Source organism: Bacteroides sp. D2 (assembly GCF_025147085.1).
In the GTDB taxonomy this organism is placed as follows: Bacteria; Bacteroidota; Bacteroidia; order Bacteroidales; family Bacteroidaceae; genus Bacteroides.
Window position 1 is genome coordinate 3,946,940 of sequence record NZ_CP102261.1, and the last position, 13,617, is coordinate 3,960,556.

The window sequence follows — 13,617 nt, forward strand, 5'->3', positions numbered from 1 at the left end:
CTTGAATACATATCGTTTCATTCATTTTTGGTACTATAATTAATCAACCACTTCACCATCTCCGGATCATAATGGGAGAAGAAAAGGGTTTTAGCTGTATCAAGCGCAGCGATAGCCGCCATATCATCCGGTGTTAATGAAAAATCGAATACATTGAAATTCTCAATCATACGTTCTTTATGAGTCGATTTAGGAATCACGATAATATCGCGTTGAATCAGATAACGCAGTGCGACCTGTGCCACTGATTTGCTATATTCTTTACCGATTTCCTGGAGAGTCGGGTTGGTAAAGAAGTCGTTTCGTCCTTCAGCAAACGGTCCCCATGACATAATTTTAGTACCATATTCTTTCATTACTTCCTGTAACTTTATCTGTTGGTTGAAAACATGTGTCTCTACCTGATTGATGGCAGGAGTGATTTCACAGAACTCTGCCAAGTCTATAAAGCGGTCAGGATAGAAGTTACTGACACCGATCGCACGGAGTTTACCAGCCTTATATGCTTCTTCCATAGCCCGGTAAGTTCCATAATAATCACCGAATGGCTGATGAATCAGCAGTAAGTCTATATAATCACTCTTTAATTTACGAAGTGATTCATCAATAGAAGCTTTAGCCTTTTCGTAACCGGCATTTGAAATCCATACTTTTGTAGTGATGAACAGTTCCCCACGCGGTACTCCGCATTTACTGATTGCATTTCCAACACCTTCTTCGTTATGATAGGCTTGTGCCGTATCAATAGAACGATAGCCCACACTGATTGCATCCGACACGCAACGTTCACACTCTTCAGGCGTAACCTGATAAACACCATAACCTAAAATAGGCATTTCAATGCCATTGTTCAATTTTACTTTTTCCATAATCGAGTATATTATTAAAATAAAAGCGTATTCTAATGTTTTTATTATCTTTATTTCCTCTATACAAAGTTAGTCTGTAAAAGGTAATCTGTTTTTATATAGATTACGGGTTTTGCTACCTTTTTTACGGATAACTCTATCTTTGCATTTAATATCTACTATTATATAGTCGTTTTTTGAGTATTTTGTTCTTCATATTCGTAGTATAGGAAGTTAAATCAATTAAAAGAAGCATTATGAATAAATATTTTCTTGTTGTATTGTTGTCATTATTCATGCAGGTTGCTAAGGTGGCAGCAGCCCCCTGGCAGTGGTCTGTAGAAATAAAAGAGCTGATTTCAGAAGAGACAAACGCCCACCCTTCTGCCTATCTATGGATACCGGAAAACTGTAAACAAGTCCGTGCCGTCATCATCGGGCAACACAATATGACCGAAGAAACAATTTTCGAGCATCCTGAATTTCGGAAGAATATGGGCAAACTGGGAATTGCAGAGATATGGATCACTCCCGGAATAGACCAACGCTGGGACGTGACAAAAGGTACCCAACAAATCTTTGAAACAATGATGAAGAACTTGTCTGAAGTAAGCGGATATACAGAACTGAAGTTTGCCCCGGTCATCCCTATCGGACACTCGGCAATGGCTACTTATCCGTGGAACTTTGCCGCCTGGAATCCTGAACGTACATTGGCCGTACTCTCTATTCACGGTGATTCTCCCAGAACTCATTTGACGGGTTACGGGCGTGCGAATTTGGATTGGGGAACCCGTACGATTGAAGGTATCCCCTCATTAATGGTAATGGGAGAGGACGAATGGTGGGAAGACCGGTTGATAACCTCTTTCGATTATCGTCGTGAATATCCGAATGCTCCCCTTTCATTTCTTGCTGATGTAGGACACGGACATTTCGACATATCCGATGAATTGATTGATTATCTTTCCCTCTTTCTGAAAAAGACAGTGGAATATCGGTTGCCGGAGCATTCGTCATTGGATGCTCCGATTCAGTTAATTCCGGTAGAAGCAAAGAATGGCTGGCTGGCAGACCGTTGGCGAAAGAATGAAAAGCCTACAGCCGAAGCCGCTTCCTATGATAAGTATAAAGGAGACAAGAACCATGCGTTTTGGTATTTTGATAAGGAAATGGCAGATGCCACAGAAAAATATTACGCCAATGAGCGTGGAAAGACAGAGCAGTATATCGGTTTTGAGCAAAAAGGAAAACTGATCACTTTCAATCCGAAATCCCATGTACGTATGTCTCCTTCTTTTCAACCCGAAGCGGACGGAGTCACTTTCCACCTGAAAGCAGTGTACACAGATACGTTAAGGAACGAATATTCAAAAGAACACAGTACGCATCCCATTCGAATGTCGAGAATTTGCGGTCCGGTGGAAGTGGTGAATGATACAACTTTTACTGTTCGTTTCTATCGGATGGGATTGGATAATCCTAAACGTACAGGAGGCATCTGTCTGATGGCTTCCGTAAAACAGGATTGTAAATACCGGAGTGCCGTTCAGCAGGTAGAGATTCGTATTCCTTACCGGAATAAGGAAGGGATACCCCAACGTATAATTTTCCCGAAACTATCCGATGTAAAAGCTTCAGTGAAAGAAATAAGTTTAAATGGAACTGCTGACTCCGGCCTTCCGGTTTACTATTATGTAAAAGAAGGTCCGGCAGAGATAAAGGGAGATAAACTGGTATTGACTAAAATTCCCCCACGTGCAAAATTTCCGGTAAAGGTGACAGTGGTAGCCTGGCAATATGGGCGTAGCGGAGAACCTAAAGTGCAGACTGCTGAAGCAGTAGAACAGAGCTTTTATATTACTGCCCGTTAGTTTGACAAAGAGATTGTTCAAGGAATCAGAGTACTAATTCCTTGAACAATCTTTCCAAAGTCTTATCTAAATCAGTAGAAAATCCCGGATGTGGGCGAGATACTTGTATGCAGGAACTTTTTACAGCAGTCAGCCAACGAAATCTGTCAGGAATATCCATATTGGCTATGGCTCCTCCCTCTTTATTTCCCATGCATATCTTGTCAAAGACCTGTAACCCTTCTTTCAGGCAATTAATATCCAGTTCGGAAGAAAACAGTTTTAGTTTGTTCTCATCTATCGTATAGAGGGATTTCAGGTATTTAGCTTGTTTGGAAAACAACACAATCCCCATATTGATAAACTCCTCCCGTTCTACTTTAGGAACGAAACGGATGACTGCGTATTCATATAAGTGCCTTTCTTGCATTTTGCGCTTCATTTACAAATGTTTCGGAATGCTTAATCCTTTCTTCTAAGAATCGAATATAAATGTCTCTCAAATCCTGTGGAGTTTCTGTGCCCTCTGTCCAGTTCAACCAGTCGTCGGGAATAGCATTGACTATCTCACGGATTTTATCCGAAGTCAATATCTGTCTGAATTCGATATCTACCTCTTCCAGTTTATCGGCAAACGGTAATAATACATGGTCTTTTATCTGTACAAAAGGAACCAGTGCCTGTTTTTGCCAGTTAGTCCAGGAATGGTGGAAATAAAGGGACGCCCCATGATCTATCAGCCATAGTTCTTTGTGCCATATCAACATATTAGTATTTTTAATGGTACGGTCTACGTTAGTCAGCAAGGCATCCAGACATACTACTTGCGAAGCCGTTTTTCCATCTACTTGATGTACTATCGGATCAAAAGTCAACGAACCGGAAAGGAAATGCAATCCCATATTCAGTCCTCGACTCCATTGAAGTAAATCCTGTATCTCTTCGTCTGCTTCCGTTCGTCCGAAGGCCTCGTCTAGATTCAGAAAAACTATTTCGGGGACTCTGAAACCCAGTGCACGGGCTATCTCCCCACCAATCAGTTCGGCAATCAGCACTTTTGTTCCGTGTCCTGCCCCTCTGAATTTGACTACATACTTAAATTCATCGTCAGCTTCGGCTAAAGCAGGCAATGAGCCTCCCTCACGCAGAGGAAGAATATATCTTGTAACATTTGCCGTACGTAAATCCATGTAGCTCCTTTCTTTGATTTGGGGAATAAAGATAGGACGTTTTAGATGAATTTTATAAGAAAGTGGGCTTTAAATTAAAGAATTGTAGCTTAATTAAATAATTTTGTGGCTTTGAGTGTTTAAGGCACCTTGTTCGTATCTTATAGATAAAAGATAGAAATAATATGAATAAGAAAGTTTTAGTTACGGTAATCTTGTTTGGTTCATTGACAGTATCGGGTATAGTGTCAGCTCAATCTGTATATCCCGGACAACATCAGGGAAAGTTGAAAAAGGAAACAGTGGCTCCCCTTCAGGCGGAAAGTTTTGATTTGAAAGATGTTCGCCTGTTGCCAAGTCGTTTCCGTGATAATATGCTTCGGGATTCTGCCTGGATGACGTCAATAGATGTGAATCGTCTGCTACATAGCTTCCGTACCAATGCCGGTGTATTTGCCGGACGTGAGGGCGGATATATGACAGTGAAGAAACTGGGTGGTTGGGAATCTTTGGATTGCGAACTTCGCGGACATACTACCGGACACATGCTCTCGGCACTTGGTTTGATGTACGCAGCTACCGGCAGTGAGATATTCAAACTGAAAGGCGATAGCTTGGTTAACGGATTGGAAGAAGTGCAGAATGCACTGAAAAACGGATATTTGAGTGCCTGGCCCGAGGAACTGATAAACCGGAATATTCAGGGAAAAGGTGTATGGGCTCCCTGGTATACTTTGCACAAACTTTTCTCCGGGCTGATAGATCAATATCTGTATGCGGATAATAAGAAAGCATTGACTATCGTCACCCGAATGGGTGATTGGGCATACAATAAATTGAAACCCCTTAGTGAAGAAACACGTAAACTTATGATCCGCAATGAATTTGGCGGTATCAATGAGTCATTCTATAATTTATACTCAATAACGGGAGATGAACGTTATCGTTGGCTGGCGGAATATTTCTACCACAATGACGTAATCGACCCATTGAAAGAACTTCGTGATGACTTGGGAACGAAGCATACCAATACTTTCATCCCGAAAGTGATAGCTGAAGCCCGCAACTACGAATTAACCCGCAACGAGACAAGCAGGAAACTATCGGAATTCTTCTGGCACACCATGATTGACCATCATACTTTTGCTCCGGGATGTAGCAGTGACAAAGAACACTACTTTGATCCGAAGAAGTTATCCCAACATCTGACCGGCTATACCGGAGAAACTTGTTGTACCTATAATATGCTCAAACTTAGCCGCCATCTTTTCTGCTGGACGGGCGATTCATCTATTGCAGATTATTACGAAAGGGCATTGTATAATCACATCTTGGGACAACAAGACCCTGAAACAGGTATGGTAGCTTATTTTCTGCCTTTGCTTTCCGGGTCTCATAAACTGTATAGCACAAAAGAGAACTCTTTCTGGTGCTGCGTAGGTAGCGGATTTGAGAATCATGCAAAGTTTGGAGAAGCCATCTACTACCATAACAATCAGGGAATATATGTAAATCTATTTATCCCTTCACAGGTAACCTGGAAAGAAAAAGGACTGACAATCCGTCAGGAAACGGAATTCCCACAGGAAGAAACAACACGTTTTACTCTTCAGGCAGAAAATCCTGTCCGCACGACTATTTATCTGCGCTATCCTTCGTGGAGCAAGGATGTAAAAGTTTCGGTGAATGGTAAGAAAATATCTGTAAAACAGAAATCTGGTTCTTATATTGCCATTACCCGTGAATGGAAAGATGGCGATCAAATCTCGGCTACTTATCCGATGCAAATCAAACTGGAAACTACTCCGGATAACCCGGATAAGGCAGCCCTGTTATATGGCCCGTTGGTATTGGCGGGAGAACGGGGAACTGAAGGTATGCAAGCACCTGCTCCTTTCTCAAATCCGGCTCTTTATAATGATTATTATACCTATAATTTTCATGTCCCTGCACATCTGCGCACTTCTTTGAAACTGGATAAGAAACACCCTGAACGTGCATTGCAACGTGTAGGAAGTGATTTGAAGTTTACGACAGAACAAGGAGATGTGATTCGTCCGCTGTATGATTTACATCACCAGCGCTATGTTGTATATTGGGATTTACAATCAGAATAATAGATAGTAAACAACGATATGAAGAATCTATTAATTGCCACTTTTGTAGTAAGTATCAGCCTTTTGAGTGGTTCTTGCAAAGTATCATCCGGTCAGGGAAAACAGTATGACTTCTCTTCTTTGGATTCTGTTATCCAAGGATGGGTAGACAAGGGATATTACCCCGGAGCATCTATTTGTGTAGTGAAGAATGATACCGTCATTTTCCAGAAGAACTATCGGGACTATACACCCGATACAAAAGTATATGTCGCTTCTGCCGGGAAATGGGTAGCGGCTGCCGTCATCGGTGCAGTGGTAGACCGTACAGATTTGGGATGGGATGATTCGGTAGAGAAATGGTTGCCTGAATTTAAAGGTGATCCCAAAGGCAGGATTCTTCTCCGGCAATTATTATCTCATACATCAGGAGTACGCCCGTATCTTCCCGAACCTCGTGTAGATAACTATAATCATTTAGATTCGGCAGTCACAGAAATTCTCCCTTTGGATACAGTCTTTACCCCCGGCACTCGTTTTGAATATGGCGGACTTGCCATGCAGATTGCCGGAAGAATGGCGGAAGTAGCAATGGGAAAGGAGTTTGAAACGCTTTTTCAGGAACTGCTGGCACAACCTTTGGAAATGAAGAACTCTCATTTTACCCCAATCAACACGGACGGCGGACATGCACCCATGTTAGGGGGCGGGCTGTGTACTACAATGAATGATTATCTTCACTTCCTGTCCATGATTTATCACGATGGAATGTATAATGGCAAGCAAATTATATCAGCAGAAACTGTGAAAGAAATGCAGGCCGACCAAGTGAAAGGCGCCATAATCCCTTCGAATAACTTGGATAATTATGTAGCGAAAGGACTAGGACAATTCCACAATGGAATCTATGGATTAGGAGAATGGCGTGAATTAATAGATAAAAAGACAGGCGAAGCTTATCAGATTAGTTCACCGGGATGGGCTGGTGCTTATCCGTGGATAAATAAACACGATAAAGTTTACGGGTTCTTCATTTCTCATGTAACAGGTTCTTCTGTTAAAGAAGACGGTTTCTCTTCTTTCTTTGGCAGCCCTGTCATTTCACGGACCGTTTCAGAAATACTGAAAGGGAAGCCATTGGTTGTCAAACAAGGGCGTATCAATGTAGGAAATGGCTCTCTATACTATGAGGAAGCCGGTCAGGGTGAACCGATCATCTTTGTACACGGTCATTCGCTTGACCATCGTATGTGGGATGAGCAATTTTCTGTGTTTGCGAAAAAGTATCATGTCATTCGCTATGATTTAAGAGGATACGGCATTTCTTCTTCCCAAACAGAAGATTATCAATTTATGCATGTTGAAGATCTGGTTACTTTGATGGACTCTTTGCACATCAAGAAAGCGCATATCGTCGGACTTTCTTTGGGTGGATTTATCACTGCTGATATGTTGGCGTATTTCCCTGACCGGATGTTATCGGCTTTTCTAGCCAGTGGAAACATCCGGAAATCGAAGGGTCCCAGTGAGCCGATGACTAAAGAAGAAGCAAAGGTGCGTGATGAAGAAATAGCTGCCCTGAAAAAGAAAGGAGTGGAGGTGATGAAGAAAGAGTGGTTTGAAGGATTAATGAAATCCGGTGGAAGTCAACGTGAGCGGATGCGTGCTCCTTTGTGGCAGATGATTGACGAATGGGATGCATGGCAACCGCTGCACAAAGAAGTACGGGTAGTAGCAGGGCTGGATGCTATTGAAGAATTGAAGAAGAGTCACCCTGCTGTACCTGCTTTAATTGTAGAAGGTCATTCTTCTGATAACAAATTTTCAAAAAATCCTCCCATATTGGAATATCTACCTAATGGAAAGTTGAAAATCATAGAGGATTGCGGGCACATGATGAATATGGAGCGACCGGAGGAATTCAATGCAGCTTTAGAAGAATTTTTAATCAATATTGAACAGTAAAATGAAAAAGCAATAAGTATCATGAAACAAATAGTTCTATGCCTGATCGGAATATTATTTGCATCGTTTGTATCTGCACAAAAGATAAATCATCCTTCACTTTTGTATACCCCTCAACGCATTCAGCAGGTAAAACAACGTATGCAGAATGAACCGAAATTGCGGGAAGCCTGGGAGGATATTCAGAAAACCGCCGATGAAGCCTTACAAAAGAAAGATTTCAATCGGTTGGATTATTTGTCGTTGGCCTATCTGATGACGGATAATAAAGAGTATGCAAATATAATCAAAGAGATTCTTTTGAAAGCTGTGGAAGCCGAATCCTGGGGAGATATGGAAATGATGGCACGTATTCCGGTCTGGCGTTCGCAACTGGGCATGGCACATAAGAGCTTCCTTTCTGCCATAGGATATGATGCGGCTTATAACATAATGTCTTCTTCGGAAAGAAAAAAGATTGCCGAAGGCTTGAAACGATTGGCTGTAGAGCCTGCCTTGGGCGACTGGCTGTTGGAACCTACCCGAATCCATTCTTTGAACTCTATGGGACACAACTGGTGGACTTCCTGTGTATGCCAGGGTGGAATATTAGCATTAAGCCTACAGAATGAACTTCCCGAGGTAAAAGATTGGGTGGAGCAACTTCATGAATCACTTCCCGAATGGTTTGACTTTGCAGGCGATGCCTTGCAACAGAAAGCAAAGAGTTTTGATGAGGCCGGAGGAATGTATGAAAGTCTGAATTATGCAAACTTTGGTATTCAGGAAGCTCTATTGTTTCGAATCGCTTGGATAAACACTCATCCGGGACAAAATCCCGGCGATATACCCCAATTAGCAAAACTTCCGAACTACTTTTCTCAAGTATGCTATCCTCGTACAGGTATGCTGTATAGTTTGAATTTTGGTGATAGTCATAAGAACGTATCAGCAGAATCCAGTATGATGTTATTGTATGCTTTGGGACTGAAAGACCCGACTATTCTGTGGTATATAGCCCAAGTAGAGCAAGGACAGCATCGCGATGGATTCTTCCTGAATCGTCCGATGGGCTTTCTCTATACCCCTGATTTGAGTAAAGCTCCCGTAACTCCCGATTTGAAAACCTCACAGCTATTCTCGGATTTCGGTTGGGCCACCATGCGTACTTCTTGGGAGAAGGATGCTACGATGCTTGCTGTGAAAAGCGGTCATACGTGGAATCATTCCCATGCGGATGCCAACTCCTTTATTGTATTTCATAAAGGCGTTGATATTATCAAGGATGGAGGAAACTGCTGGTATCCCAATCCTGCCTATCGCAACTATTTTTTTCAAAGCCAGGCACATAATGTAGTCCTGTTCAACGGGGAGGGGCAACCTCGTGAACAACAGTATAGCGGCTCTACTTTGCGAGGAAATCTTTATCATCTCTTGGATGCGGGTAATGTGAAATATGTTTTGGCCAATGGAACAGGTCCTGTCTCTAATAATTTCAGCCGTAACTTCCGTCATTTCCTGTGGATGGATAATGTGATTTATATGATCGATGATTTGAAGACACATAAGGTAGGGCAGTTCGAATGGTTATGGCATACTAATGGAACTTATGAGAAATCGGGCATTGACGTGAATGTGACAAACGGAAATTCTTCAGTAGTCATCCGTCCTTTATATCCCCGCATGCTGGCTAAGTCCGATTTTGTGCACGACTATCCCGAAGATTTATATTGGGAAGAAATAGAAGCTCCTACGGAAGATCTGAAAGGAACCGAAAAATATTATTCATTCCATTTACCAGCCGAGGTGAACCGTGTGAAAGGACTGACAGCTATTATTCTGAAAGACGCTCCCGATGAAAAAGACCTGCCTCAAATGGAAAGACGTGAAGGGCAGGACTGGATAGGGCTTCGTATCCGTCATAAAGGTAAAATTACCGATTTATATATCAACCAACTGGCGGACGGAAGATTAATGCACAGTAATTCATGGATTATGCCCGACGGCTGGATGACAGATGCTTATATGTTTGCAGTCTCTTACCCAGAAGGTACTGAAGCAAAGGATGCTAAGGACTTCTTCATTGCCTATGGAAGCGCATTGAGACGAGATAATGAAACTTACTTTTCATCATTGGCTAAGCTGTTCGTTATTCAGAAAGCAGAAGATAAGAAACTTGATCTTTGGATAAACGGACAGCCGAAGATAAATACCACCTTTAGAAGCACAAAGAAGCCTGTGGCTGTAGAAGTGAATGATAAGAAAATCCCGGTAGTTTATCAGAAATCGCAGGTGAAAGTGAAATTATAAATTCTACAACATCGTTCTTGTATATATGCTGTTATCTTTTTCTAAGGTAGTAAATTCTTTATTTTTGTTACTCAAATATTTTTCAAATAACATTGAGTAAATAATTTAATCCCTTCGTATTTGTTTATGTGCATATAGAGAATACGAAGGGATGACTTTTTTAATTATAAGTACTTCCTTTTGGAGATTTTTATGTATGTTTGTCACATGTTTAATATGAAAGGAAGCAGTTGTAAGTGAAAGACACGATTAAATATCTGATTCTTATATTAATATATTTGGCTTGTGGTGTGGAACTACAAGCTAAAGACTATATATTCCGTAATATTGTCATGTCCGATGGGCTGTCAGGACTGTTGGTCAATGCTATTTATAAAGATTCCGAAGGTTTTGTGTGGTTAGGGACAGATAATTGTCTCGACCGTTTTGATGGAGTAAAAGTACGCCATTTTGAATTCCGGGGTATTGAATCAGGAAGAAAGAAACGGGTAAACAGCGTTACAGAAACAGCCAACAAACAACTGTGGGTAGGAAATGGAATCGGACTTTGGCGATTGAATCGTACAAACAGTCAATTGGAAAGAATTGTCCCCGAAAAGATTGATTTTGCCGTAAATACTTTGTTGGCTAATGAGGATATTCTTTATATTGGAACAGAGAAAGGCTTATTCATTCATAAAGACGGTCAATTACTACAGGTCTTGACAGACCGGAATATGCTTGCCGCTTGTAACAGAATTATGGATATTTGCCTGAATGAAGATAAAACCGTATTATGGTTGGCCACGGTACAAGGATTGTTCTCTTATTCACTGAAAGACGGCAAGATTGATTCCTGGCATTTTCAGGAGAATGTGCCCGAAGCCGATTATTTTCGTTGCCTTACCCGTATCGGCGAAACGCTCTATCTCGGTACAATGAGCCAAGGTGTAGTACGTTTCGATACAAAGAAGGAATCATTCTCTCATGCGGTATCTTTAGGGTGCGATGTCGTTTCCGATATTTCCAGCGATGGTAAAGGGACTGTGTATATAGCTACTGACGGCAATGGCGTACACTTCCTTTCACATAAAGACCAGCAAGTGACACGTCGTTTCTACCATGATGTTAATGATAAGGAAGGAATTCGCAGTAATTCTATTTATTCCTTACTTGTAGATGATAGAGGTGCCGTCTGGGTGGGGCATTTTCAGGCAGGACTGGATTATTCACTCTATCAGAACGGCCTTTTTTGTACGTATGACTATCCGCCTTTGTTCAATTCGGCCAATCTTTCCATTCGTTCTTTTGTAAACAAAGGGCAAGAGAAGGTCATCGGTTCACGTGACGGCTTGTTTTATATAAACGAAGCTACGGGAATAGTGAAAAGCTTTGTAAAACCCGTCTTGACCTCGGATTTGATACTGACAATCTGCTTCTATCAAGGAGAATATTACATCGGTACGTATGGTGGCGGTATGATGGTATTGAATCCGGAAACGCTGTCTCTGAAATATTTTGCCCAAGGTGATACGGAGCTTTTCCAGAAAGGACATATCTTCTGTGTGAAACCGGATGCCAAAGGAAATCTTTGGATAGGGACTTCGCAAGGGCTGTTCAGCTATAACGGACAGACAAAGCAGATAAAGAGCTTCACCAGTGCTAACTCCCAACTGCCGGAAGGCAATGTGTATGAAGTCAGTTTTGACTCTACCGGCAAAGGATGGATTGCTACCGAAACCGGTATGTGTATTTACGACCCGGCTTCCCAAAGTTTGCGTTCCAATGTCTTTCCCGAAGGATTCGTGAATAAAGATAAGGTTCGTACAATTTACGAAGATGCTGAACACAACCTCTATTTTATCCGTGAGAAAGGAAGCCTGTTTACATCCACTTTAACGATGGACCGTTTTCAGAACCGCTCTATCTTTTCTACTCTTCCGGACAACTCGCTGATGTCCGTAATAGAAGATAACTTGGGCTGGCTGTGGGTGGCCTGTAATGACGGGTTGCTGCGTATCAAAGAAGAGGGAGAGGAGTATGATGCTTTCACTTTCAATGATGGAGTGCCGGGACCAACTTTTACAAATGGAGCTGCTTATAAAGATGAAAAAGGACTATTGTGGTTTGGTAACACCAAAGGACTGATTTATGTCGATCCGAAACGTGTGGACGAAGTGCGTGGCAAGGTCCGTCCGATCGTATTTACTGACATATTAGCTAATGGTGTCCCTTTTACCAGCTCCTCTTTGAAATACAATCAGAATAATTTGACTTTCTGTTTCACAGACTTTGCTTATGGTCTCCCATCTGCTTTACTATATGAATATAGACTGGAAGGAGTGGACAAGGACTGGAAATTATTGGCAGCACAGAACGAAGTTTCTTATTACGGACTTTCTTCCGGGACTTATACTTTCCGTGTACGTCTTCCGGGAAATGAGCAATCCGAAGCTAGCTGTCAAGTGACAGTATGCCCTATGATACCTTGGTGGGGATGGGGACTTTCCGTTTTATTAATCGTAGGAATTATAGCCTTTATACGGTATTATGTCTGGAAACGTATGCGTCGTTTACTAGATTCTTCTGCTTCGTCGATTTCAGCATCAGCAGGGGAGGAGATACAACAGAGAGAGCAATCTGTAGAACAGCCGGAAGTAATTTCAGAGCAACAATCTTCCACTGTTGAAGAGAAATATAAGACCAATAGACTGACCGAAGAGGAGTGTAAAGAACTTCATAAGAAACTGGTGGCTTATGTAGAGAAAGAAAAGCCATATATCAATCCCGATTTAAAAATGGGGGACTTGGCTTCTGCATTGGATACTTCTTCACATTCATTATCGTATCTTTTGAACCAGTATCTTAATCAGTCTTACTATGACTTTATCAACGAATACCGCGTTACCCAATTCAAAAAGATGGTAGCGGATAGCCAATATTCCCGTTATACATTGACTGCATTGGCAGAACTTTGTGGTTTTAGTTCGCGTGCTTCTTTCTTCCGTTCATTTAAAAAGAGTACGGGAGTTACTCCGAATGAATACATCCGTAGTATAGGCGGAACAGCCAAAGAAGAGTAACTTTTCGACTTATTATCTCTGAAATCTATTTTGCACCCATATTCCCTTCACCCTTCACTTCTCCCTGTTCATAGGGGTTTGAGGGTGAACCCTTCCCTTTCACCTGGTGAATCCTTTCTTTTACTCTTTTCCTATCTCCAATCTGTTATTAGATAAATTCTTCTTCTCTCTATCTAAACTTCCTTTTCCTTAATTGCAAAGTTGTTTTTCATAGGAAGCAATCTATAAATGCAAGTTTTGTTTTTATAATCAAAGCTTGCATTTATAAAAACAAAGCTTGCAATTTTATAATCAGAGCTTTCATTTATAGTTTGTCATTAACCGAAAGCAACTTT

At 41.5% G+C, this 13,617-nt stretch carries 8 protein-coding genes; 5 read left to right on the forward strand and 3 right to left on the reverse strand.

Features of this window, described 5'->3' with window-relative positions; all coding sequences use genetic code 11:
• Nucleotides 1-17 precede the first annotated feature (17 nt).
• On the reverse strand, nucleotides 18-869 hold the full coding sequence (locus tag NQ505_RS13975; RefSeq protein WP_009000866.1) for an aldo/keto reductase: 852 nt from the start codon (nucleotides 867-869) through the stop codon (nucleotides 18-20).
• Between the two features lie 236 nt (nucleotides 870-1,105).
• Between NQ505_RS13975 and NQ505_RS13980 the strand changes: the two genes are divergently transcribed.
• On the forward strand, nucleotides 1,106-2,722 hold the full coding sequence (locus NQ505_RS13980; protein WP_009000867.1) for an alpha/beta fold hydrolase: 1,617 nt from the start codon (nucleotides 1,106-1,108) through the stop codon (nucleotides 2,720-2,722).
• A 25-nt stretch (nucleotides 2,723-2,747) separates the two neighbouring features.
• On the opposite strand, the gene NQ505_RS13985 is transcribed toward NQ505_RS13980, so the two are convergent.
• Entirely contained in the window at nucleotides 2,748-3,131 is a 384-nt protein-coding gene (locus NQ505_RS13985; protein ID WP_004297000.1) for a DUF3037 domain-containing protein, read from the reverse strand.
• The gene (locus NQ505_RS13990) at nucleotides 3,109-3,891 is read right to left on the reverse strand and encodes a HipA family kinase (RefSeq protein ID WP_009000868.1); all 783 of its coding nucleotides are present in this window, start codon (nucleotides 3,889-3,891) and stop codon (nucleotides 3,109-3,111) included. The genes NQ505_RS13985 and NQ505_RS13990 overlap by 23 nt, the downstream gene beginning before the upstream one ends.
• Nucleotides 3,892-4,055: 164 nt before the next feature.
• On the opposite strand from NQ505_RS13990, the gene NQ505_RS13995 reads away from it, so the two are divergent.
• The 4 genes from NQ505_RS13995 (at nucleotide 4,056) to NQ505_RS14010 (ending at nucleotide 13,282) form a co-directional block, all read left to right on the forward strand.
• Nucleotides 4,056-5,987, forward strand: coding sequence for a glycoside hydrolase family 127 protein (locus tag NQ505_RS13995; RefSeq protein WP_009000869.1), 1,932 nt, complete (start codon nucleotides 4,056-4,058; stop codon nucleotides 5,985-5,987).
• 18 nt (nucleotides 5,988-6,005) lie between these two features.
• Entirely contained in the window at nucleotides 6,006-7,931 is a 1,926-nt protein-coding gene (locus NQ505_RS14000; protein ID WP_009000870.1) for an alpha/beta fold hydrolase, read from the forward strand.
• A gap of 21 nt (nucleotides 7,932-7,952) precedes the next feature.
• The gene (locus NQ505_RS14005) at nucleotides 7,953-10,220 is read left to right on the forward strand and encodes a heparinase II/III family protein (RefSeq protein ID WP_009000871.1); all 2,268 of its coding nucleotides are present in this window, start codon (nucleotides 7,953-7,955) and stop codon (nucleotides 10,218-10,220) included.
• Nucleotides 10,221-10,456: 236 nt separating this feature from the next.
• Nucleotides 10,457-13,282 carry a two-component regulator propeller domain-containing protein gene (locus NQ505_RS14010; RefSeq protein WP_009000872.1) on the forward strand — a complete coding sequence of 942 codons (2,826 nt, stop codon included), beginning with the start codon at nucleotides 10,457-10,459 and terminating at the stop codon, nucleotides 13,280-13,282.
• Nucleotides 13,283-13,617 lie beyond the last annotated feature (335 nt).

Coding starts and splice junctions, on each gene's coding strand:
- NQ505_RS13975 (WP_009000866.1), bottom strand. CDS start 869: ATGGAAAAAGTAAAATTGAACAATGGCATTGAAATGCCTATTTTAGGT.
- NQ505_RS13980 (WP_009000867.1), top strand. CDS start 1,106: ATGAATAAATATTTTCTTGTTGTATTGTTGTCATTATTCATGCAGGTT.
- NQ505_RS13985 (WP_004297000.1), bottom strand. CDS start 3,131: ATGCAAGAAAGGCACTTATATGAATACGCAGTCATCCGTTTCGTTCCT.
- NQ505_RS13990 (WP_009000868.1), bottom strand. CDS start 3,891: ATGGATTTACGTACGGCAAATGTTACAAGATATATTCTTCCTCTGCGT.
- NQ505_RS13995 (WP_009000869.1), top strand. CDS start 4,056: ATGAATAAGAAAGTTTTAGTTACGGTAATCTTGTTTGGTTCATTGACA.
- NQ505_RS14000 (WP_009000870.1), top strand. CDS start 6,006: ATGAAGAATCTATTAATTGCCACTTTTGTAGTAAGTATCAGCCTTTTG.
- NQ505_RS14005 (WP_009000871.1), top strand. CDS start 7,953: ATGAAACAAATAGTTCTATGCCTGATCGGAATATTATTTGCATCGTTT.